The sequence below is a fragment of the Streptomyces sp. NPDC004111 genome, assembly GCF_042874215.1.
Taxonomy (GTDB): domain Bacteria; phylum Actinomycetota; class Actinomycetes; order Streptomycetales; family Streptomycetaceae; genus Streptomyces.
Genome location: NZ_JBIAMU010000020.1, coordinates 131,889 through 153,156 on the forward strand (window position 1 = coordinate 131,889; position 21,268 = coordinate 153,156).

General features: G+C 71.9%; 20 protein-coding genes. 4 read left to right on the plus strand and 16 right to left on the minus strand.

The window, feature by feature from the left end; translation table 11 throughout:
• Positions 1-23 precede the first annotated feature (23 nt).
• The 12 genes from ACFYVL_RS33680 to ACFYVL_RS33735 all read right to left on the minus strand — a co-directional run bounded on the left by ACFYVL_RS33680 (position 24) and on the right by ACFYVL_RS33735 (position 11,280).
• Positions 24-1,016 carry a cupin-like domain-containing protein gene (locus ACFYVL_RS33680; protein ID WP_389251710.1) on the minus strand — a complete coding sequence of 331 codons (993 nt, stop codon included), beginning with the start codon at positions 1,014-1,016 and terminating at the stop codon, positions 24-26.
• On the minus strand, positions 1,013-2,095 hold the full coding sequence (locus tag ACFYVL_RS33685; protein ID WP_389251712.1) for an amidinotransferase: 1,083 nt from the start codon (positions 2,093-2,095) through the stop codon (positions 1,013-1,015). Before ACFYVL_RS33685 ends, ACFYVL_RS33680 begins: the two co-directional genes overlap by 4 nt.
• Before the next feature lie 80 nt (positions 2,096-2,175).
• Positions 2,176-3,015 carry a formylglycine-generating enzyme family protein gene (locus ACFYVL_RS33690; protein WP_389251714.1) on the minus strand — a complete coding sequence of 280 codons (840 nt, stop codon included), beginning with the start codon at positions 3,013-3,015 and terminating at the stop codon, positions 2,176-2,178.
• Complete coding sequence (locus ACFYVL_RS33695) at positions 3,012-4,262, minus strand: MFS transporter (RefSeq protein ID WP_389251716.1); 1,251 nt, start codon at positions 4,260-4,262, stop codon at positions 3,012-3,014. The genes ACFYVL_RS33690 and ACFYVL_RS33695 overlap by 4 nt, the downstream gene beginning before the upstream one ends.
• Entirely contained in the window at positions 4,259-5,821 is a 1,563-nt protein-coding gene (locus ACFYVL_RS33700) for a DUF885 family protein (protein WP_389251718.1), read from the minus strand. The genes ACFYVL_RS33695 and ACFYVL_RS33700 overlap by 4 nt, the downstream gene beginning before the upstream one ends.
• Positions 5,822-5,944, minus strand: a complete 123-nt coding sequence (locus ACFYVL_RS33705; protein WP_389251720.1) for a hypothetical protein — start codon at positions 5,942-5,944, stop codon at positions 5,822-5,824.
• Entirely contained in the window at positions 5,941-6,972 is a 1,032-nt protein-coding gene (sbnB, locus tag ACFYVL_RS33710) for a 2,3-diaminopropionate biosynthesis protein SbnB (protein ID WP_389251722.1), read from the minus strand. Before sbnB ends, ACFYVL_RS33705 begins: the two co-directional genes overlap by 4 nt.
• A complete protein-coding gene (gene sbnA / locus ACFYVL_RS33715) occupies positions 6,965-8,077 on the minus strand; it encodes a 2,3-diaminopropionate biosynthesis protein SbnA (RefSeq protein WP_389251724.1) in 1,113 nt (370 codons plus the stop codon). The genes sbnB and sbnA overlap by 8 nt, the downstream gene beginning before the upstream one ends.
• Positions 8,074-8,271 carry an MbtH family protein gene (locus ACFYVL_RS33720; RefSeq protein ID WP_389251726.1) on the minus strand — a complete coding sequence of 66 codons (198 nt, stop codon included), beginning with the start codon at positions 8,269-8,271 and terminating at the stop codon, positions 8,074-8,076. The genes sbnA and ACFYVL_RS33720 overlap by 4 nt, the downstream gene beginning before the upstream one ends.
• A gap of 108 nt (positions 8,272-8,379) precedes the next feature.
• Positions 8,380-9,639 carry a diaminobutyrate--2-oxoglutarate transaminase gene (locus ACFYVL_RS33725; protein ID WP_389251728.1) on the minus strand — a complete coding sequence of 420 codons (1,260 nt, stop codon included), beginning with the start codon at positions 9,637-9,639 and terminating at the stop codon, positions 8,380-8,382.
• A gap of 436 nt (positions 9,640-10,075) precedes the next feature.
• Entirely contained in the window at positions 10,076-10,540 is a 465-nt protein-coding gene (locus ACFYVL_RS33730; protein WP_389251730.1) for an OsmC family protein, read from the minus strand.
• A 179-nt stretch (positions 10,541-10,719) separates the two neighbouring features.
• Positions 10,720-11,280, minus strand: coding sequence for a TetR/AcrR family transcriptional regulator (locus ACFYVL_RS33735; protein WP_389251732.1), 561 nt, complete (start codon positions 11,278-11,280; stop codon positions 10,720-10,722).
• Between the two features lie 196 nt (positions 11,281-11,476).
• On the opposite strand from ACFYVL_RS33735, the gene ACFYVL_RS33740 reads away from it, so the two are divergent.
• Entirely contained in the window at positions 11,477-12,436 is a 960-nt protein-coding gene (locus ACFYVL_RS33740; RefSeq protein WP_389251734.1) for a DUF5937 family protein, read from the plus strand.
• Between the two features lie 25 nt (positions 12,437-12,461).
• Here the strand turns inward: ACFYVL_RS33740 and ACFYVL_RS33745 are convergent, their stop codons facing one another.
• From ACFYVL_RS33745 to ACFYVL_RS33755, 3 genes are all read right to left on the minus strand, one after another.
• A complete protein-coding gene (locus tag ACFYVL_RS33745) occupies positions 12,462-13,124 on the minus strand; it encodes a deoxynucleoside kinase (protein WP_389251736.1) in 663 nt (220 codons plus the stop codon).
• Between the two features lie 417 nt (positions 13,125-13,541).
• Positions 13,542-13,913 (minus strand): hypothetical protein, encoded by a 372-nt coding sequence (locus ACFYVL_RS33750; RefSeq protein WP_389251738.1) that lies wholly within the window; start codon positions 13,911-13,913, stop codon positions 13,542-13,544.
• Positions 13,914-14,059: 146 nt separating this feature from the next.
• Positions 14,060-16,372, minus strand: coding sequence for an ATP-binding protein (locus ACFYVL_RS33755; RefSeq protein WP_389251740.1), 2,313 nt, complete (start codon positions 16,370-16,372; stop codon positions 14,060-14,062).
• 144 nt (positions 16,373-16,516) lie between these two features.
• On the opposite strand from ACFYVL_RS33755, the gene ACFYVL_RS33760 reads away from it, so the two are divergent.
• Complete coding sequence (locus ACFYVL_RS33760; protein WP_389251742.1) at positions 16,517-16,819, plus strand: hypothetical protein; 303 nt, start codon at positions 16,517-16,519, stop codon at positions 16,817-16,819.
• 99 nt (positions 16,820-16,918) lie between these two features.
• Here the strand turns inward: ACFYVL_RS33760 and ACFYVL_RS33765 are convergent, their stop codons facing one another.
• On the minus strand, positions 16,919-18,040 hold the full coding sequence (locus ACFYVL_RS33765; RefSeq protein WP_389251821.1) for a hypothetical protein: 1,122 nt from the start codon (positions 18,038-18,040) through the stop codon (positions 16,919-16,921).
• Between the two features lie 294 nt (positions 18,041-18,334).
• On the opposite strand from ACFYVL_RS33765, the gene ACFYVL_RS33770 reads away from it, so the two are divergent.
• Positions 18,335-19,105, plus strand: a complete 771-nt coding sequence (locus ACFYVL_RS33770) for a methyltransferase domain-containing protein (protein ID WP_389251744.1) — start codon at positions 18,335-18,337, stop codon at positions 19,103-19,105.
• Between the two features lie 616 nt (positions 19,106-19,721).
• Positions 19,722-21,200 (plus strand): sugar transferase, encoded by a 1,479-nt coding sequence (locus tag ACFYVL_RS33775; RefSeq protein ID WP_389251746.1) that lies wholly within the window; start codon positions 19,722-19,724, stop codon positions 21,198-21,200.
• The last annotated feature ends 68 nt before the right edge of the window (positions 21,201-21,268 follow it).

Consider the following 21,268-nt stretch of genomic DNA (forward strand, 5'->3'; position numbering starts at 1 on the left):
ATGTGCTCTGTGGTGCGCGTGGGCTACGTGATGTTCGAGTTGCCGTGCGAGAAGTCGCCGCGCCGTACCAGGTCGTACAGCCGCTTGCCGGTGGTGGACGGGCTGAAGAAGAACTTCATCGGCTCCGGCTGCTCCAGCACGCCGTGCTTCACGAAATCGCGTGCGGCGGCGGCCCAGTGCGTGGGGCCGAGCTTGAGGAGCACCTTCGCGTACTCCGGGAACGGCATCGGCGGCCCGAACCAGTGGTTCACGGAGACCGACGGCGCGAGCGCCCGGAAGTCGTGCCAGCAGCCGCGCGGGACGAACAGCACGTCTCCGGGGCGCACCACCGTCCCGTACAGCGTCGCGTCCTTCAGCAGGGGGTTCCTGGCGAGGTCCGCGTCGGCCAGGTCGAGACTGCTGTTGACGAGGTTGTCGGGGAACGGGTAGACGGCGGGCGTCTGGTCCCAGGGAATGAGCACGACTTCCTTCTCGCCCCAGATCTGCACGAAGAGGTTGTCGTTCAGGTCGGAGTGGAGCATGGAGCGGGTGCCGGCCGAGCCGATCCAGGCACGGGTGTCCACGGCTTCCTGGTCCGGGCTCAGCAGTGCCCGGAAGTCGTGGTCCTCGGGCGGCAGGATCTCCTCGATGCGTACGTGGGCGAGGTAGCAGGGCGGCCCCGGTTCGAGCATCGCCGCCAGGAACTCGCCGAACGTCAGCTCTCGCTCGTAGTCGTGCTGGTCGCCGGGGTAGAGCACGCCGCTGGTCGGCAGCCCCATCAGCGCGGTGACCCGCGTGTCGCCGTGCGCCGCGGCGAGCCTGTCCGGTGTCCAGTTCTGCCGGGCCGGCCACGCGTCGGTCAGCCCGGCGAAGAGCATCGGGCTGCGCGCCTGGGCGATCGCCCACGCCAGGTCGGCGGGTGCGGCGTCGGTGAGCCTGGGTATCGGGCGCACGTCCACGCCCCGGGCGCGGAGCCGGTCGCGCAGCAGTTCGCGGTGGGTGCCCCGATCCGCGGGCACCACGTCGGCGCCGCTCATATGGTGCCGTTCAGGTACGTGCCGCCCCGGCCGCGGCGCCGGACGTCCAGCGTGGCGCAGTGGAAGGAGCCGCCGAAGCTGTAGACGTGCCGGAAGTCCACGGGCACGCAGGTGAAGCCCCAGTCGGTGAGCGCGTCCAGCAGCGGCTGTTCCTGGCGTTCGACGACGACGGTCCGCTCGTCGAGCGAGAGGACGTTCATGCTCAGCCAGGGGCTGCAGAAGTACATCGGCCAGTCCGGGCCCAGCGCCGGCTTCGGCGCCTCCAGGATCTCCCAGTCCGCGAACAGCGGGTGCGGTACGTACCGGTCGGGGTTGACCAGCAGTTTGCCGGGGGCCAGCGGCACCATCGTCGCGTCGATGTGCATGGCGTGCGGGTCGTTGACCGGCACCTCGTGCACCCGGAAGCGGGAGCCCAGCGCACGGCGCATCCACGCGATGCCGAACTCGTTGGTCACGTGGCTGCGCTGGACCACCAGGTCGTCGCCGAACCGCATGAAGTCGGCGGCGTCGAAGACCGGCTCGTAGTCCGAGATCGCCCAGCCCGTCTGGGTCTGCGCGTCGAAGTCCCCGTCGAACAGCGGATCCCTCAGCTCCGGTTGGGGAGCGGCGAGCCAGCCGCCGCCGCGCCGGAAGTACGACTTGATCAGCCCGCGGAAGGCGTCCACCTCGTGCTTGCGGCAGCGCCACGACATCGGTGTCTCGACGATGGTGTCCCCGACGACGATCAGCAGGTCGCGCGGCATGCCCGAGGAGTTGCCGCCGCTCTGCCACTCGGGCGCGCCGAACGTCCGTGTGTGGTCGGCGGGTTCGGGGCGCACCACGGTGATGCCGCGCTGCTGGAGCACCGCGGCGAACGCGTTCAGCTCCTCCTCGGCGGCGGCCGCGTGCTCGGCGGGCAGGGGTGTGCCGCCCCGCTCCTTGAACAGCCGTACGGAGTCGTGCGGCAGGGTCGGTCCCATCGACTCCTGCCAGGTCGGGAACACGCCTCCGTCGAGGCTGCCGACGACGACCTCCTCCAGCGGATCCCACTCGGTGTAGGAATTGACGACGGGAAGTTCTTCCTCGGTACGACCGGACATGTGATTCCCTCTTCTCTTTCGGAAAGCGCGGAATACTCGGACCGCTCGGAACAATCGGAAAACTCGGAAACGCTCGTCGCTCAGTTCGCGCACACGCGGAAACCCACGTCGTAACAGGTGTAGAGCAGCAGCGAATAGAGCCGCAGAGTGACGCGCAGGGTGGCGGGATTGCAGTCGTTGAAGAAGGAGTGGCCGCGGACGACGCCCAGTTGCAGGGGGCCTTCCTTTGTCTTCAACGACTGTGTTCTGTCGGCGCGGAACGGATACGGGTGCCATCCGGTCGACACCCATTCCCAGACGTTCCCCGCGATGTCGTGCAGGCCGAACGGGCCGGCGGCCGAGGGGTAGCTGCCGACGGGGGTGGTGTCCCCGACGAACATGCTGTGGTTGCAGACGTCGGGCGTCGGCGCCTGCTCGCCCCACGCGTAGGTGCGGCGGTCCGTGCCGCGTGCCGCCTTCTCCCACTCCGCCTCGGTGGGCAGCCGCACGCCGGCCCAGGCGCAGAACGCGAGGCAGTCCGCCCGGCTCACATGGGTGACCGGGTGGTCGTCCTTCTTCTCCACGTCGGAGCCCGGTCCGCGCGGCGCGTGCCAGGCGGCGCCCGGCACCTCCAGCCACAGGTCGTCCTGCCCCGGTGTGGTGGTGTCGGCCCCGCCCACCCACACCCAGCTGTGGCCGGTCTCCTCGGCGGTCGTCCGGTGGCCGGTCGCCTCGACGAACCGCCGGAAGTCCGCGACGGTCACGGGCGAGCGGGCGATCCGGAACTCCGGTACGTCGACCTCGTGGGCCGGCGAGGCGTGGTCCGGGGTGCCGTCCGGGCGCACCCGGTCGAACCCCATGGTGAAGGGTCCGCCCGCCACGGTCACCCAGTCGAAGTCCGTACGCACACCGATCGCCCCCGTCCCGTTCGTGCCGCTCATGTGGTCGCCGCTTCCTGGGTCTCGTCCTCGGTCGCCTCGCGCACGGCCCTGATGGGGCCGAAGAACACGAAGAGCGCGGACACGGTGGAAACCAGCGCACCCAGGAAGATCGTCGTGGGAACGCTCGTCCACACGGCCAGCCCGCCGCCCAGCAGGAAGCCGAGCGGCCGGGGGCCGGAGAAGATCATGCGCATCGTGGCGTTCACCCGGCCCAGCAGGTGGTCCGGGGTGACCGTCTGGCGCAGCGTGTACTGGTTGATGTCGTACCAGGCGTTGGTGAACCCGGCGACGACGTTGACGACCACGATCACGGCGACCGCGGCGCCCAGTTGCGAGAGCGGCAGGAACAGGTACGCCACCCCGCCCGCCAGGATCGAGCAGACCAGCGTCGGGCCGAGGCCGAACCGGCCGACCACCCGGGAGATCGTCATGGCGCCCAGCACGTTCGAGATGCCGGTGACCGCGGCCAGCACACCCACCAGCCACGGCGAGAAGTGCAGCGTCTTGTAGAGGAAGACCAGGTAGACGGACTGGAAGATCGCGACGCCGAAGTCGAACGTCGAGTTGGCCACGGCGAGCCGCGCCAGCACGGGGTGCCTGACGACGAACCGGAGTCCTTCGCGGATCTCCGCCACCATCGTGCGCGCGTCCAGCTTCGGCTTCTCGCGGGCCGTCTCCTCGGTCTTCATGAACAGCAGCGCCACGACGGAGAGCAGGTAGGACACCGAGTCGACGAACACGGCTTTCGCCGGGCCGATCGCGGCGACCAGCGCTCCGCCGATCGCGGGGCCCGCCGTTTCCGCGACCGAGTCGGTGGCGCTGAGCCTGGCGTTGGCACCGAGCAGTCCCTTGGCGCCGACGACCTGCGGCACCAGCGAGAGGTAGGCGATGTCGAACACCACGGTGAAGGTGCCCATCACGGCGGCCACCACGTAGATGACCCACAGTTCCCGGTACCCGGCCAGGTAGGCGAGCACCAGGGCGCCCGCGGCGAGCGCGCGGCCGATGTCGCAGACGATGAGGGTCAGGCGCCGGGGCCATCTGTCCACCAGCGTTCCCGCGGGCAGGGCGAACAGCGCGAACGGCACCACCTGGGCCGCCCCGATCACGCTCACCTGGAAGGGTGTCGCCTGGTAGACCAGGATGGCGAGTGTGGGGATCGCCAGCATGGAGACCTGGGTGCCGAACTGGCTGACCCCCTGTCCCACCCACAGCTTGAGGAACTCCCCGCCCAACCTCGACTTCACGCGCCCGCTCCTGTCGTGACTTCGGCCGGACGTGCCGGCCAGTACTCCGCGACGGTCGCCAGCGGGGCGAATCCCGCGCCCAGCACCCCGTCGTGGAAGGTCTTCAGTTCCCCGCCCGCCGCCGCCCGCCAGCGCCTCACTTCCAGCTTGCCGAGGCAGTACATGGCGGAGTCGAGGTCGGTGGGGACGGTCAGCGCCTCGCGCGCCGCCTCCTGGGGTGCCCAGCCGCACACCTCCACCAGGTGCCGTGCCGCGTCCTGGAACTTCCACCGGCGCAGGTGCACGGAGAGGAAGATCAGCAGGCGGGACGCCGACACCAGCGCGGCCCGCAGCTGCGCCAGTTCCACCAGGGGGCGGCCGTCGGCCAGCCCGTGCTCGACGGCGAGTTCCTCGGCGTAGTGCGCCCAGCCCTCGGTGAACCCGGCGGTGCGGAAGCAGGTGCGGACGACGCTGGGCGAACGCTCGCTGGCCTTGGCGTGCAGGTAGTGGCCGGGGAAGGTCTCGTGCACGGCGATGACTTCGAGCATCGGCTCGTTCAGGTACTGCCGCCACACCCGGGCGCTCGGTCCGTCCGCGGTGAGGTCCGGGTCGGGCAGGTACAGCACGTGCGGTCCGCGGACGTCCTCCAGCGGTCCGGAGATCACTATCTCCACTGCCGCCGTGCCGTCGAGCTGGCGCATCCGCCGCAGCTCGGGCATCGCGGTGGGGTCCACCGTGACCACGTCGGCGGCCCTCCAGAAGTCCCGCAGCCGCCGCACGACGCGTTCCGTCGTGTCCAGCACCGGGCCGCTCAGCGCCCGTGCGCTCAGCAGTCCTGCCGCGGTGCCGCCCAGTGTGCGGCACATCCGGTCCAGCTCGTCCGCGCGCCGGCCGACCTCCTCGCGCGCCTCGGCAAGCAGCTCCGCGACCGGGGTCCTGATGCCTTCCTGGGTGCGCAGCAGTCCCGCGAGGCGTTCCGGGCCGAGCAGCGCGGCGGCCGGTTTCCTACCGGTCACCGCCGCGGCGTAGCGCCGCAGGGCCCGTGCGGCGGGTGCGGCGCCCGGCGCGGCGCCGAGCGCGCCCTCGATGTGCGCGGCCCGGCCGCGGGCGAGGTCGGCCGCGCGCAGCCGCAGCCCGGCGGGCAGGGCGTCGTCCAGCCGGGCGGCGGTGGCGTCGAGGTATCCCGGCAGGGCGCTCAGGTGTGCGGCGACGGCCTCGTGACGCCGCTCGGCCGGCAGGTCCTCGTACACGTCGACGTCGGTCTCCGCGAGCGGGCCCAGCGGGTCGGTGTGCGCGGCGCGCAGTTCCTGGGCCCGGTACCGTTCGGCCTCGACCAGCAGGGCGGCGGCGCTCAGGTCGGCGCGCTGTTCCCGGTCGCCGGGGGCGGTCGCGGCGATCCTGGCGCCGAGCGCGGCGAGCGCGGCGGGGTCGGGTCCGGGGCCGGGCAGTACGCCGTCGTACTCGCGTGCGCCCGCCAGTCTCGCCTTGTGCGGGTGGCACGCGAACAGCGTCCCGACCGCCTCGGACACCGCGGGGGTGTCAGGGGCGGCGGGCGGCCGGTCGTGGTCGGCAGTGAACACCTACGCGTCCTCGTCGTCTTCCTCGAACGCGATCTCGTTGTCGACCTCTTGCAGCATCGTCTGGAGTTCCTCGTTGGACACGGAGTCGAGCTCGTCCGCGTCGACCAGTTGGGAGAGGATCATCGTCGGCCTCCGTAGCGGGACAGTTCGTGGAAGAAGTCGTCGACGACCACGCCGTCGGCGGTGCGGTCGTGGACGTGGCGTGCCACGACGAGGTCCAGCACGCCGAGCCCGAAGGGCGAGAAGACCACGGTGCGGTCCTGCGGCGGGGTGAACTCCCCGGTCAGCACGTCGTACAGAGTGGCGTGCACATGGGTGCGGTCGCCGGTTGCCTGCTCGGCGAGGTGCACCGAGGTGGCGGCCTTGAGGCAGTGCTCGACGTCGTCCACCACGTTGCAGGCGGCCAGGACGACCTCCGGGCCGAGGTCGCGCAGCGACACGTGGAGCACCAGCGGGTGGTGCGCGAACCAGGCGGGGTCCTCGACGTACGGCGTTCCCGCGGTGGTCGCGAAGAGCAGCAGGTCCGACGAGCGCACCAGGCTCTCCAGGCCGTCGTGGACGGTGGTGCGCGGGGCGCCGGCGTCCGCCAGGTACCGGGCGAAGCCCCGGGCGTGCTCGTCGCTGTGGTCGAAGAGGCCCACCTCCTCGCACGCGACACCGGCCGCGCGGAGGTAGGTGTGCACGAACCGGGCGATCAGCCCGGTGCCGACGATGCCGAGCCTGCGCGGCCGCGGGCGGCCCGCGCCCAGCTTGACGGCGGCGAGCGCGGCGGAGGCGGCGGTGCGGACCGCGCTGATGATCGAGCCCTCCAGGCACGCGAGCGGGTAGCCGGTCTCCTGGTCGTTGAGCACGACGACGGCGGAGGCGCGCGGGATTCCCTTCTCGACGTTGGCCGGGAAGCTGGAGATCCACTTGATGCCGGAGACCCCGACGTCGCCGCCCACCGAGGACGGCAGCGCGATGATCCGGTCGGCGGGCCGGTCGGGGAAGGTGAGGAAGTACGACGGCGGGTTGACCGTGCTGCCGTCGCCGTGCAGGCGGTAGCCGTGTTCGACGAGGTCGAGCAGTTCCTTCTCGCGGCCTTCGAGTGCCTCGTGGACGGCCCTGCCGGAGATCACCACGAAGGGCGGTGGCGCGGTGGTGTCAGCCATGCTGTGCCTTCCGGTCGGGTGCGGTCGCCGGGTCGTTTCGCCTTTTCCGGCAGGGTTCTGACGGTGTGTCGCTTGGGGCTCCGCGACGCGGGTGGAGGGCGGGGGCCGTGGTGCCGAAGCGCCGGGCGACCCATGCGTCGTCGTAGACGGTGTCGGCGTACCGGTCCGCGAGGTCGGGGGCGATGGCCACGGCGCGCAGGGCGCCGCGCGGGTCCCGCGCGTCGAGCCAGCGCAGCGCGCCGCCGAGTACGGTCCCGGTGGAGCCGCCGAACAGGAACCCGCCGCGCGCCATCTCGCGGCACCGGCGCACGGTCTCCTCCTCGGCGACGTGCACGACGTCCGCGAACAGTTCGGGCTCCAGCAGGGGCGGCCGGACGCTGGCGCCGAGGCCGGGGATGGCCCTCGGCCCCGGGGCGCCGCCGAAGCTGACGGAGCCCTCGGCGTCCACCGCGATCACCTTCACCCTGCCTCCGTTGTCCCGGAAGTACCTGGCACATCCCGTGGCCGTGCCCGCGGTGCCCACGCCGACGAACAGCACGTCGAGGTCGGGGAACTCCTTCGCGATCTCCGGCGCCGTGGTCTCGTAGTGGGCGAGCCAGTTCGCCGGGTTGGCGTACTGGTTCAGCCACACGTAGCGGTCGTCCTCGGCGCTGCGGGCCCGTACGTACTCCAGCCGGGTGCGCAGGTAGCCGCCGTTGGTGTCCTGTTCGGTGACGACGACGAGTTCGGCGCCGAGCGACCGCAGCAGGTTGAGGGTGCTCGGGTTGCACCGCGGGTCGGTGACGCAGACGAACCGCAGGCCCTTGCTCGCCGCGATCATGGCGAGCGCGAGGCCGAGGTTGCCGGACGACGACTCGATGAGGACCGAGTCGGCGCCGATCCGCCCGCTCTGCTCCGCCGCCGCCACGAGTCCGGCCGCGGCCCGCAGCTTCAGGGAGCCCGCGAAGTTGAAGCCCTCGACCCGCAGCAGCAGCTCGCGTCCGAACGTCGGCCGCAGATCGACGTAGACCTGCGATTCGAGCGGTTCGTACGGAGCGGAGACAACCTGCGGGCCGCCGGTCCGCTCGGTCCCGGTGGCGCCGGCTCCCGCGACGGCCTCGCTCACACGCTCGCTTCCCGGACGCTCCTGGGCCGCATGTCGGTCCACACCGTCTCGATGTGGTCCAGGCACGCGGCCCGGGACCGGGCGGGGCCGTCCGCACGCCACCCGGCCGGCAGGTCCCGGTCGGCGGGCCACAGGGAGTACTGCTCCTCCTCGTTGACCACCACGAAGTACTCGGCGTTCTCGTCGTCGAACATGGTTGTTCTCCCCCATCCGGGAACAGGAATCGGTGGTGTCCCAAAGGTCTGTCCGGGCCGCGCGGGCCGCCCGGTCGGAAGGTGCCGCGGCCTCGGAGCTGTCCGGGGTCACGCGGCGGCGCAGGACGCGGCGAGCAGGCCGAGCCCTTGCTCCAGTTCGTCCGTGGTGGTCGTCAGCGGCGGCATGAGCTTGACCACCCGGCCCCGGTCGCCCGCGGTCTCCACGAGCAGTCCCCGGGCGAACGCGGCGGCGCACACCGCACGGGCCTGCTCGCCGGTGGGGAGCACGAGGCCGTTGATGAGTCCGGCGCCCCGGACCTCCCAGGGCGTTCCGGCGGCCAGTTCGGCGAGCCGGCCCCGGACGAGTTCGCCCTTGGCGAGGGTGTCCTTCTCCAGGGCGTCGTCGGCCCAGTACGTCTCCAGCGCCTTGGCCGCGGTGACGAAGGCGAGGTTGTGGCCCCGGAAGGTGCCGCTGTGCTCGCCGGGCGACCAGATGTCGAGGTCGGCGCGGATCAGGGTGAGGGCGAGCGGAAGTCCGTACCCGCTGAGGGACTTGGAGAGGCAGACGAGGTCCGGTACGACGCCGGGTCCGCCGTCGCCGCTCGTCTCGAAGCTGAAGAACGGTCCGGTTCGGCCGCAGCCGACCTGGATGTCGTCGACGATCAGCAGGACTCCGTGCTCGCGGCAGAGCGCGGACAGCCCGCGCAGCCACGCGGCGGACCCGACGTGGACACCGCCCTCCCCCTGCACCGTCTCGACGATCACCGCGGCCGGCCGCCGTTCGGCGAACACCTCGGCCAGACCGGACAACTCGCCGTGCACAAGCGGTGTTTGACGGTGGGGCGCGACGCCGTGGGCCGATCGGCTGATCGAGTTGTCGCTCACGCCCATCGCGCCGAGGCTCATGCCGTGGAAGGAGTCGCGGAACCCGAGCACCAGGTGCCGCCCGGTGACCTTGCGCGCCAGCTCCAGCGCCGCCTCGACGGTGGCGGCGCCGGTCGGTCCGGTGAACTGGACGCGGTAGTCGAGTCCACGGGGTCCCAGCAGGTACCGGTCGAGCGCCGCCAGCAGTTCCCGCTTGGCGACGGTGCCCATGTCGAGCGAGTGCACGATCCGGTTGCCGGTCAGATAGTCGACCAACTCGCCTTTGAATGCGGGGTTGTTGTGCCCGTAATTGACGCCTCCGGCCCCGGCGAAGAAATCGAGGTACCGGTTTCCGTCCTCGTCGGTGAGCCAACTGCCTTCGGCCCGGTCGAAAACCGCGGGCCAGGTCCGGCAATAGTTTCGGACGGCCGATTCGCTGACGCCGAGAATAGCGATACCCCCCAGAATCGACTCGCATTCCTCACAGATGGAATACGCGTCCATCCGCTGACGACGGGATGCTAGTCAGGGCGGATCACACGGGTCAACGGTGTAACTCCAGCCACACGCACCACAGTTGTGCAGGGTTTCCTCACCCGCCGTCATTGCTCCGCGCGGCCTTCTCACGGCACCGCGCGGCGGCCGGACTGCCCGCTTCCGCGCCACCGCGCGCCTCCTCGGCCGCCGGGCTGACGGGTGGCACGGCTCCGGCACCGCCGATCTCGCGGGCACGGCGCGGCGCCGCCGCCGTGGATCTTGCGAGCGGCGGCGCGAGCCGAAAACACCCGGGGCATGACGCTGCGTGAACCGCGGAGTTCGCCACCGAGCCGAAAATCGCCGCCGGGGCCTGTTTTCTCCGCTGCTGGTTCCGGCCCCCTCCGCGGCCGGGTCCGGTCCGCCCCGCCGCCACTGCCGGTCCGCCCCGCCGCCGGGTCCGGGGTCAGGCGCCGTTGACCCCGCCGGGCAGCGCGCCGTCGGCCTCGCCGGACACCGTCACGCCGACCGGAGTACCCGCCTCCACGGTGCGGCTGACCGTGCAGAGGCGGTCGTGCGAGGTCTTCACGGCCCGGGGCAGGATGGTGCGGGCCCGGTCCCCCGACGGGCCGTCCGGGAACGCGACGGTAAAGGTGACCTGGAGGTCCGTCATCCGGTTGCCGCCCTCGTCCTCGACCTTGTTGCCGGTCACGGTCAGGGAGAACGTGGTCGGTTCCTCGTGGCGGCTCGTGGCGACCTCCACGTCGGCCGCGGTGCAGCCGCCGATCGCCGCGAGGAACAGCTCGACCGGGGTGAAGCCGGCACCGCCGCCGGTGCCGAAACTCAGGGTGGCGCCGCGCGCGTTGATCGCGGTGAAGGTCCCCGGGCCGGACCGCTCGACGGTGACGGAACGCAGTGCATCATCATTCATGGCCACGACAGTACTGTCAGGCTCCGCCCGCGGCCACCGGAGGAGCTTCTGACCTGCGCCTTTCCCCGACAGCCCGGTCCGCTCCCCGACAGTCCCGGCCACGACGAGCGGGGTCCGTACGGCCCCGCGCAGGTCCCCCCGGCCGCCGGAACGCACCCCGCGGGGCGGCCGTCCGGCGGTCAGGTGGTCGCCGCGTCCAGCACGGCCCGCGCGGCGCTGCGGGCGTGGAGCGCCGCGTCGGTGTCACCGGTGAAAGTGGCGATGGCCATGGCCCCGTCGAACAGCACGGCCAGCTGCGCCCCGGCCGCTTCCGCGTCCCGTACGCCCGCCTGCGCCACCAGGCCGGTCAGCAGTTCGCGCAGGGCCTGCTTGTGCGTCTGCACCGCGGTGACGACCACGGGTGACGCGGCGCCCGCCTCCCCGAAAGCACCGGCGAACACACAGCCGTGGAAGCCCGGTTGGCGGAACCAGTCATGGAGGAAGTCGAAGGGGCCGAGCACCTTGGCCAACGGGTCGTCGATCCCCGCGACGCGCTGCCCGATCGCCGTGCGCGCCGTCAGGTCGCGGCGGGTGAGACAGGCCGCCAGCAGTTCGTCCTTGGACGGGAACATCTGGTACAGCCGCTTCAGCGGCACCTCGGCGGCATCGCGGACGCGCCGCATCGTCACCGCGTGCACACCGTGGCCGTAGAACAGCTCGTCGGCCACCGCGACCACACGGGCACGCTCCGCGTCATCCATGATCCGCCGGCCCCGTTTCCCTCCGAAGTCTTGACAACGACTTCATCTCCCTTCCCGTGTCGGGCTTGAGAACCGCGGTTCTCGCCACTATCGTCCCAGCATAGGCCGTATTGCTCCGACACATCAGAGCAGACCCGGAGAACCTGTTCAGCACACCAACGCCGTAGCGGACTATCGGGGGAAAGCCGTGCTGCGTATGCACTTCAGCGCCGGAGACCTGGCGCGCACCAGGATCGCCGAACAACCGGACCCACTGTGGGAAACCGTCCTGAGCCTGCATCAGCTCCGCGAACACAGAAGGGAGCCGGTGCTCGACGGCTGGCGCCGCCGCGGGTGCGCGCGCAGCGTCCGGGCGCTGCGGCTGCTGTCGCCGCTGATGCCGCCGCGCGGCTACTTCCCCGACTTCCTCACCCCCGCCGAGGCCTCGGGCGGACTGGAGTGCGGGATCGACGCGGTGCTCGCCACGCCGCGCGGCCAACTGCGCGCGGAGATCGGACTGTTGGCGGCCTGCAACCCGCTGCCCCACTGGGCCCGGCCGCTGTCCGAGGGGAATCCGCGCACCCTACACGGTCTGGGCCGCGCGCTGCGCGAGTACCACCGCGGCGTCCTCGCACCCGGCTGGCCGGACATCGCCTCCCGCATCGAGGCCGACCGGCGCCACCGGACCGACGCCCAGTGCCGTCTGGGCACCGCGGAGATGCTCCGCACCTTCGCACCCATGCTGCACTGGCAACCCCCGGTCCTGACCGCCGACTACCCCGTCGAACGGGATGTGCACCTGGCGGGGCGGGGCCTGCTGCTCGTCCCCTCGTACTTCTGCCGCGACAGGCCGGTCGCGCTCCTGGACGAGACCCTGTGGCCGGTGCTCGTCTATCCGGCCCGAGCGCCGCACCCCGGACAACTCGCCGACCCGGGGGCACGGTTGGCCCCGCTGCTCGGCCACACCAGGGCGGCGGTGCTCCAGGCTCTCCAGGAGCCGCGCACCACCAGCGAGTTGGCGCGGCACGCGGGGGTCTCCCTGTCGTCCGCCAGCGAGCACGCCTCCGTGCTGCGCCGCGCCGGTCTCGTCGCCAGTACCAGGCAGCGCCACTGCATGCATCACACGCTCACGCAGCTCGGCAGCCACCTGCTCTCGGGGATGCTGAAGGGCTGCTGAGCCGGCAGTGCGACGGCGGGGCCTCCTAGACCCGGGGCCGTGCCGCCGCCAGGGCGTCCTTGACCTGCCGCACCACGCGGACCGCGTCCTCGGGACGGTTCACCACGTCGGTGTCGCTCATGTCGACGACGAGGACCTCGCTGGCCGAGTAGTGCTTGTGCACCCAGTCGTCGTATCCGGACCACAGGATCCGGTAGTAGTTGACGAGGTTCTCGTCCTGCTCGAACTCACGGCCGCGCAGACCGATCCGGTGCAGCACCGTCTCGAAGTCCGCCTTGAGATAGACCATGAGGTCGGGTGCCTTGCGGTACGGCAGGCCGTCGATCTCGCGCATCATCTCGTCGAGCAGGCCCTCGTACACCTGCATTTCGAGGGAGCTTATCCGGCCGAGGTCGTGATTGACCTTGGCGAAGTACCAGTCCTCGTAGATGGACCGGTCCAGGACGTTGTCGCCCTTCTTGTACGCCTCCTTGATGGAGGCGAAGCGGGTCTGCAGGAAGTAGAGCTGGAGCAGGAAGGGGTAGCGCTTCGCCTCGATCTCCTCGGGGCTCGCCGTGTAGAAGAGCGGGAGGATCGGGTTGTCCTCCACGCTCTCGTAGAAGACGTCGCTGCCCAGTTCCTTGGCGATCAGTTCGGCGACACTCGTCTTGCCGATGCCGATCATGCCTCCGACGCAGATCACTGACATTCCTCGCTTCTCCCTGGGGGTCACCTGTGCACGGCCGGGTGGGCCGGGCACCCCGCACCGCCGGGACGCGTGCCGGCGGCCGCTCGATTCCCCGGGATCTTCAAGATCAGCGACGTGTGGTCCCCGTCCGGTCCTGGTCCCGGCGCTCGGCCGCCCCCGCCCTCGCAACCGGCCGGACCGACCGTTCCGTCACTGCTGCGCGCGGCGACGAGTCTCCGCCCCGCGACCGCCTTGAAGCATAGAGGACGCTCCGCGCTCCCTCGGCCGGAGTACCGGATGTGCCGCTCACCTGCGGCGGAACCCGGTCCCGCGCGGCCGGAGCGCGGCCGGCCCCGGCGCCCGGGGACAGGCCGCCACCGGTCGCGCGCCAGCAGCGGCCGAGAGGCGAGGAAAACGTTTCTGCACCGATGTTCGCCGCTACTGCGGTGGCAGCGCCCGGGTCCCGGAGCCGTGCGGTTCCTCCCCCACCGGGCCCACGACCCGGAGCCGGCGGCGGTTTCCTTCCCACCCGTCCGCCGCCGACGGCTGGAGCCACAGCCGCCTGCGGGGCGCCTGCCGCTCCAGGATCTCGGTCAGCGCGGCCACGGTCACCGACTGCTGCGCCAGCAGGGCCAGGACCGTGGACTCCGCGCGGGCCACCTCCCGCTCGGCCCGCACCCGCTCGGCCTCGGCCCGCGCGGATTCCTCCTGGGCCCGCCGGTAGCGGCGCTGCGCGTCCTCCAGGACCCGCTCCACGGCCTGGCAGCGCGCCACCGCGTCCTGCAGTACTTCGTCGTCATTGTGCGTCATGCCAGTTTCAACGCCTTCGGCGCGGCAAGGATGCGGGGCGCGCAGAACCCTTTCTTCCCTTGCGCGGGGCGCGCGGAAACGATTCACTCCGCGGGCTTCCCGGAGCCGGGTCGCTGCGGGCGGCGCCGGGCGTGGGACCTCGGGGGTCACCCGGTGTTCCGGTGGCCCTCCTCCTCGGCGTCGAGGGAGGCGAGCCGCCGTCGTGCCCGCTCGGCCTCCTGCGCGCGGCCCTGCTGGGCGAAGAGGTCCCGGGCCTCGGCCCACACCGCGCGGGCCCGGTCGCGGTCGCCCAGGGCGGTGTGGGCGTGGCCGAGCCGGTCGAGGGTGTCGGCGGCCTCGTAGCTGTTGCCGAGGTCGCGGTAGAGGGCGACGGCCCGGCGGTAGTGCCCGACGGCGTCCTCGTGGTGGCCGCTGTGGTGGTCGATGTAGCCGAGGCTGTCGAGGGTCTGCGCCTGGCCCGGCAGGTCCCTGTGCTCCTCGTACTGGGCGAGGGCGGCCCGGCAGTGCTCGCGACCGGTGTCGTGGTCGCCCAGGCGCGCGGCAAACCAGCCCACCGCGTTGCGCGCGTTGGCCTCCCAGACCGGCCGGTCGAACCCGCCATAAAGCTCCAGTGCGCGCCGGGCGTGCGCCAGGGCCTTGTGGTCGTCCGGCCAGATCGACGCGAGCGTGTAGTGGGCATGCGCCTGGAGGGCGCGGTCGTCGTGCTGCTCGCTGAGGGCCAGTGCCCGGTGCAGGGCGTCGATGGCCTCCTGCTGGTGTCCGAGGACGACGTGGGCACGGCCGAGCAGCCGGTGGGTGAGGATCTGGGCTCCGGGGTCGGGCAGCCGGGCCGCGGAGCGGACCGCGAGCTGCCACACGGCGAGCTGCTCGTGGCGGTGGCCGCGCCGGTAGTGGAAGTTGTTCAGCGTCCAGGCCAGCTGCCAGGCCGTGCGGTGCAGGTCCTGTGCGACGGCGGTGCGCTGGGCGGCGAGCAGGTTGCGGTGCTCGGCGGTGAACCAGTCCATCGCGGCGGCGATGCCGGGCAGCGGCAGGGGGTGGGCGCCGGGGGCGGGCGGGTCGAGCGCGATGGGGTCGCGGTGCGCCTCCAGGAGGCGGTCGGCCGCGTGGGCGGTGTGGGTGTAGAAGTCGAGGATCCGCCCGAGCGCGGCCGTGCGTACGGTGTCGGGCAGGCGGTGGGCGGTGGTGGCGTAGCGGCGGATCAGGTCGTGCATGCGGTAGCGGCCCGCGGCGTCCTGGCCGATCAGCGAGGCCGCTTCCAGCCTGCGCAGTATGTTCGCGGTCCGGCCGCGGCCGTGGCCGGTGAGGGCGGCGGCGGCCGGGAGTCCCACGTCGGGGCCCGGGGCGAGCGCGAGCAGTCCCAGTGCCTCGGCCTCCTCGTCGCTCAGCGCGTCGTGGGACAGCGAGAGCACCGCGGGCAGGCTCGCGGCCGGGTCGGCGTCGTCGAGCACGTCCAGGGCGCTCTCGCGCAGTTCGTCGGCGAGGTCGGCCAGCGACAGCTGCGGATGGGTGTGGGCGCGGCCCGCGACGATGCTCAGTGCCAGCGGGAAACCGCCGCACAGGCGCACGAGTTCGTCCACCGCCGCGGACTCGGGGTCGGTCCTGGCGGCGCCGAGCCGGGCGGTGAGCAGGCCGCGCGCCTCCGTCTCGGTGAGGGTGTCGACGGACAGGTGTCGGGCGCCGTGCCCGGTGATCAGTCCGGACAGCCGGTTGCGGCTGGTGATGGCCACGGTGCAGGTGTCGCCGCCCGGCAGCAACGAGGTGACCTGGGCGGTGTCGGCCGCGTTGTCGAGGACCAGCAGCATCCGCTTGTCGACCACCAGGCTGCGGAACAGTGCCGCCTGCGCGTGCGGGGCGACGGGGACGCGGGCGGGCTCGACGCCCAGTGCGTCCAGGAAACCGCGTACCGCCACCGACGGCTCCATCGGGTCGCTGTCGGGACTGAAGCCCCGGAGGTCGACGAAGAGCTGACCGTCGGGGAACCTCTCGGCGTTGCGGTGGGCCCAGTGCAGGGCGAGCCAGGACTTGCCGACCCCGCCCGCACCGGCGATGGCCGAGATGACCATGGTGGCCGAGGTGTCCGGACCGGGCCGCAGGGTCGCGTCGAGCCGCTCCAGCTCCTGGTGGCGGCCGAGGAACGGCGCGGGCGGGGCGGGCAGTTGGCGCGGCGCGGGGGGCTCCGCGTGCGGGGCCGCGGGCACCGGGGTCCCGGCCGGTTCGCTCTCGCCGGCCGGGCCGTCGGCCGCGCGCGCCGCGGCCAGCAGTTCGTCCTGTTCCGACGGCTGGAGGCCGAGTGCGCTGATCAGTTGGCGCAGCGAGGCGAACTGGGGGTTGCGGCGTCTGCCGGTCTCCATGCCGCGGATGGTGCTGACCGAGACGCCGGAACGTTCGGCCAGGGCTTCCTGGGTCAGTCCGGCACGCAACCGGAACCTGCGCACGGCCGCAGCGAAATGATCTTCCACGGGTCCCTTCCTGCTGAACGGAGGCCGGTGGGTCCGGCCTCCCCCGCAGCCGTTGCACCGCTTTCACCGGCTGGACTCCGGTCCCACCCCGTACGGTTCCCTGCGCGGGGCCCAATTCCCTCTCCGGGGAACAAGGGAGTGGACATGAGGGAAGAGCGTGTGGCCGGATGCCGGTGCGGCCACCTGTGGACGGTGCATCTGGAGGGCCGTTGCGACGGTGCAAAGAGCGACTGCGACTGCCGGGGCTTCTACCCCGACGACTGGCGCCCCAACACCACCGACACCTGCCGTGGCTGCCGTCACGACAAGTCGCTGCACGCCGGGACGAGTTGCTCGGCGAGTGTCGGCCGGGACACGGTGACCGAGCGCCACTTCGGCTTCGACGGCGACACCTGGACCACGGAGGGCACGGTGGAGATCCGCTGCTCCTGCCAGCGGTTCTGGTGAGGCGAAGCTGCTCCCACCAACGGTTCTGGTGAGGCGAAGGGGCAGGGGCGGGACGCGTGGTGGGGGGACGCACCGCGTGTGCGGCCCCCGGCCATCCGTTCACCTCGACGCTGCCGCGGTGTCACCGCCCCTGGCCGGCCGCAGTACGGTCAGCGCGGCCGGCCCCGCCAGCACCCCGAAGGTGAGGGCGGCCGGTACGCCGGCACCGAGCCCCGACAGCAGATGGGCGGGGCCCCACACCGCTCCCGTGTCGTCCAGCACCATGTGCGCGACCTGGCTCGCCAGCAGCCCCAGTACGATCCCGCAGACCGCGCCCGCCGCCATGGCCGGGACGGTGGTGCGGGTGAGCAGCCCGGGGAGCAGCCGCAGCGTCCACCACACCACCACGAGCACCAGCAGGTCGGCGGCGCGGTCCAGCAGCCAGGAGCCCGTCGCACCGGTGGACGGCGCCGACCAACCGCCGAGCAGCAGCCACTGGCGCAGCAGGTCGCCCGGCTCGGAGAGCATCCCCGCCCCGCCGAACGACGTCTGGATGCGGGCGGCCACCGGCTGGTAGGAGAGGACCACCAGCGAGAGCGCGACCACCGCGGTGCCCGCGGTCGCGGCCCGCCTCGCCGCGCGCGGCGGCACCTCGCGGCGGGGCGCGGGCCGCTCCCCCTTGGCGGTGACGCGCGCGAGGAGCGTCGTGAGCAGAGCGGTGACCAGCGCCGCCGCCACCACGACCGGGCCGCCGGACGCGACCGTGTCGGCCAGCCTGGGCAGGATCCGGAAGCTGCCGCGCCCCTGGGAGGCGATCAGCCACGGGGCGGACACGGTGACGGCCAGGGTCGCCGCTACCGGTCCCCAGGCCCAGAGCGCGAGCACGGTGGCCGGGGTGCGGCCCCGGGTCGGCGGAATGCGGCGGATCAGGAGCAGCGCGCCCGCGAGGAAGAGGGCGAGGACGGCGACGAACCTGATCTGCATCCCGGTCGCGTACAGGTCGCCGTAAGCGGCGCCGCCCACGCCCGGGTCCCCGGATCCGGGCGTTCCGGGGAGTTCCCCGGGAGCGTCGTAGGACCAGGGCAGGAGCCGGCGCGCCAGTTCCGTGAGTGACGGGGCGTCAAGCAGGTGCGAGGTGCCGCCCAGGCGCAGCGTCTGCGCGCTCGCTCCCGCCCACCAGAGCAGCAGTGTGAAGAGAACGCTTCCGGCCAGTGCCGGTATCGCCGCGCGCCGATAGGTCATCCCGAAGTCCCCCGCCTTGTCCCGTATCCGTCGGTTCGGATCAGAATAGGCGGTCATGATCGTTTACGACCTCCGGGGGTACGGGCACCACCCCGCGCCCGGACACCGAGCAGGCCGACGCACCAGCCCGCCGCCCCGGGTAAACCATGAAGTCCGTTAATTTTACGGCGAGTTGGGTACTCGAAAAGATTCGGCCGAGACAGGCCCCTCCGGGATCCGGCTTCCCCCTGCACACCCGCGTCCGCGCTCTTATGCTGACACTTCGGGCAGAGACGACCTGGGGGGGCGTGCCTGATGAGGGCACCAAGCAGGAGCACGTCAGTGGTGAAGTCGGGGGTCAAGCGACTCCTGGGACGTGCGGGATACGACATTGTGCGCAGCACCAACAACCGAGCGGGAGTGGAGGACTTCCTTCCGTTCGAAGCGACGATGCGGGCCGCACGGGCGGCCCACATGCCGGTCGGCGACTACCTCGACGAGGTGATGAACGGAACACCCGGCGCCACCGGGGCCACCATCGACCGGCTCCGGGCCCTGGGCGTGTACGCCGACAGCCCGGACACCGTGCTGGAGATCGGCCCCGGGTCCGGGCGGTACCTGGAACGCACGATGAAGGAGTGCACACCGAGCCGTTACGAGATCTACGAGACAGCGGCGCCGTGGGCCGCCCATCTGGTGGAGACCTTCGGGGTGGTGGCCCTGCCGACCGCGGGGTCCAGCCTCGCCCCGACGCCCGACGGCAGCGTCGATCTCGTGCAGGCGCACAAGGTCTTCAACAGCGTGACCTTCCTCTGCGCCGCCCGGTACTTCCTCGAAATGGGACGGGTCGTGCGCCCCGGCGGGCGGATCGTCTTCGACGTCATGACGGAGACCTGCCTGGAACCGGACGCGGTGCACGACTGGGCGAAGCAGGGCGGCGAGGGGCACGGCCCCTACCCGGCCGCCCTGCCCCGCCGGATGTGCGTGGACCTCTTCGCGAGCCTCGGCTGCCGCCTGGAGGCCGGCTTCACGGCCCCGCTGGGCGTCGCCACGACCGAGGTGCTGGTCTTCCGCAAGGACACCTGAGCCACACGGGCCGACTGGCCCAACACCGTTTCTGCGGTGGGGAGTTGACCGCAGAACCGGGCACCGTGACGGATCCGTCAGCACTGGTCAGCAACCAGACCCGCCTCGTCGTATTCGCACATGAGGTGACCATTCAGTGGATCCGTCCCCAAAGGCTCAGCACAGATTTCTCACATCCTCTCTCCATCCCGTCGCCGATGGTCTAGATTGACCGTGCTTCAGGTGATCGGGCATGAAGCGAGCACGACGATCTATCCGTTCAGCACTGTGCAGGACCGGCATTGACGGCACCGGCGCCAGGCGTCGGGGTGATCGGTCGGGGGCGCCCAAGGGCCCCACCCGGCCCGGGGGGAACACCGCAGTTGCGACGGATCCCCGCGCACCTCGACGTCCGGCAGGGTCTCCGGGGCCCGTTGCCGCCGGGGTGGGCCGTGCGGTGCGGGGCGGTGGACCGGTGTGGTCCCGTGCGGGCGTGGATGCCCGCACGGGAGGAGCAGGACAGCGCGGCGCGGGGGCGGGGGCCTCTCGCGAACGGTGCGGAGGCCGGGGGGTCTCCTGGGGGGGGAGGAGCAGTGTTAGGCCAATGCGTCGAACCACTGACGACCTGGGGGGTCCTGTGCAGCGAGGCGATTTAGTCAGCCCGTTTCCGTCGGCGCGCGGGCGTCTGGCGAACGGGGCGATCGACCAACCCGCGATCGACTGGGAGCAGCGGTACCGCCGTACCGTGATCACCAGCGACACCGTGGCCACCGCCGTCGTGGTGATGGCCATCGGAAACTTCTTCGGAGCCCAGGACGCGGCGAACTGGCACGAGAAGTGGATCATTCTCGCCTTCGGCACCGAACTGCTGGTGCTGGGGGCGCTCACGGTGAGCAGGTCCTGGGCACCGGCCGTTCTCGGTCAGGGCGCCGAGGAGTTCCGCAGGCTCGGACGCTCGCTGTTCACGGCGACCGTCGTGCTGGCGCTCGGCGGAATCGCCCTCACCTCGCGCAACATCAAACTCTGGATCTTCGTCGCGCTGCCCGCGATAGCGCTCATCACCATGACCGTGCGGTATCTGCTGCGCCTGTGGCTGCACAAGCAGCGGAAGGAAGGGCGCTGTCTGCGGCCGGTCCTCGCGGCCGGAAGCCCCGAGACCGTACGCGACCTGATCACCCGCACCCGTAAGTTCCCGCACCTGGGCTGGCGGGTGGACGCGGTGTGCACCACCGGCGGCCCGGGGCTCGACGGCGGGCGGCTGGACGGGGTGCCGGTGGTCGGCCCGCTGACGGACGTCGCCGGTCACGTACGGCGCGACGGCTACCGGGTCGTCGCGGTCACCCCGGACCCGCACTGGACTCCCGACCGGTTGCAGCGGCTGGCCTGGAACCTGGAGGGCAGTGACGCCGAGATGGTCGTGGCGCCCGTCCTGATGGAGGTGGCGGGTCCGCGGCTGCACGTCGACGCGGTGCTCGGCATCCCGCTGCTGCGGGTCAGCATGCCGGCCTTCACCGGGGGCCACCGGGTGGTCAAGGCGATCGTCGACCGGCTGGGCGCGGCGGTCCTGCTGCTGCTGTTCGCGCCGCTGATGGTGCTCACGGGACTGCTCGTGCTGGCGGACAGCCGGGGCGGGGCGTTCTACCGCCAGCGCAGGGTCGGCAAGGACGGCCGCGAGTTCACCATCTTCAAGTTCCGCACCATGGTCGCCGGGGCCGACGGAGCGCGGGCCGAACTGGCCCACCGCAACGAGGGCGCCGGACTGCTGTTCAAGCTGCGCCGCGACCCGCGGGTGACCCGGGTGGGGGCGGTGCTGCGCCGGTACTCCATCGACGAGCTGCCGCAGCTGTTCAACGTACTCACCGGATCGATGTCGCTCGTCGGTCCGCGGCCTCCGCTGCCGGAGGAGTCCGCCGCCTACGGCCCGGACATCCGCCGGCGGCTGCTGGTCAAACCCGGGCTCACCGGCCTGTGGCAGATCAGCGGACGCAGCGACCTGCCGTGGGAGGAGGCCGTCCGCCTCGACCTGCGCTACGTGGAGGACTGGTCGCTCGCACTGGACACAGTGATCTTGTGGAAGACGCTGCGTGCGGTGCTGCACGGACAGGGCGCGTACTGACATGCGCGGGGGCCGCCGGCCGGCCCCCGCGCGCACCGCGGGCCGCAAGGGCCTGCCTCAGGGGAGGG

Coding starts and splice junctions, on each gene's coding strand:
- ACFYVL_RS33680 (WP_389251710.1), bottom strand. CDS start 1,016: ATGAGCGGCGCCGACGTGGTGCCCGCGGATCGGGGCACCCACCGCGAA.
- ACFYVL_RS33685 (WP_389251712.1), bottom strand. CDS start 2,095: ATGTCCGGTCGTACCGAGGAAGAACTTCCCGTCGTCAATTCCTACACC.
- ACFYVL_RS33690 (WP_389251714.1), bottom strand. CDS start 3,015: ATGAGCGGCACGAACGGGACGGGGGCGATCGGTGTGCGTACGGACTTC.
- ACFYVL_RS33705 (WP_389251720.1), bottom strand. CDS start 5,944: ATGATCCTCTCCCAACTGGTCGACGCGGACGAGCTCGACTCCGTGTCC.
- sbnB (WP_389251722.1), bottom strand. CDS start 6,972: ATGGCTGACACCACCGCGCCACCGCCCTTCGTGGTGATCTCCGGCAGG.
- ACFYVL_RS33720 (WP_389251726.1), bottom strand. CDS start 8,271: ATGTTCGACGACGAGAACGCCGAGTACTTCGTGGTGGTCAACGAGGAG.
- ACFYVL_RS33725 (WP_389251728.1), bottom strand. CDS start 9,639: ATGGACGCGTATTCCATCTGTGAGGAATGCGAGTCGATTCTGGGGGGT.
- ACFYVL_RS33730 (WP_389251730.1), bottom strand. CDS start 10,540: ATGAATGATGATGCACTGCGTTCCGTCACCGTCGAGCGGTCCGGCCCG.
- ACFYVL_RS33735 (WP_389251732.1), bottom strand. CDS start 11,280: ATGGATGACGCGGAGCGTGCCCGTGTGGTCGCGGTGGCCGACGAGCTG.
- ACFYVL_RS33740 (WP_389251734.1), top strand. CDS start 11,477: ATGCACTTCAGCGCCGGAGACCTGGCGCGCACCAGGATCGCCGAACAA.
- ACFYVL_RS33745 (WP_389251736.1), bottom strand. CDS start 13,124: ATGTCAGTGATCTGCGTCGGAGGCATGATCGGCATCGGCAAGACGAGT.
- ACFYVL_RS33750 (WP_389251738.1), bottom strand. CDS start 13,913: ATGACGCACAATGACGACGAAGTACTGCAGGACGCGGTGGCGCGCTGC.
- ACFYVL_RS33760 (WP_389251742.1), top strand. CDS start 16,517: ATGAGGGAAGAGCGTGTGGCCGGATGCCGGTGCGGCCACCTGTGGACG.
- ACFYVL_RS33765 (WP_389251821.1), bottom strand. CDS start 18,040: ATGACCTATCGGCGCGCGGCGATACCGGCACTGGCCGGAAGCGTTCTC.
- ACFYVL_RS33770 (WP_389251744.1), top strand. CDS start 18,335: ATGAGGGCACCAAGCAGGAGCACGTCAGTGGTGAAGTCGGGGGTCAAG.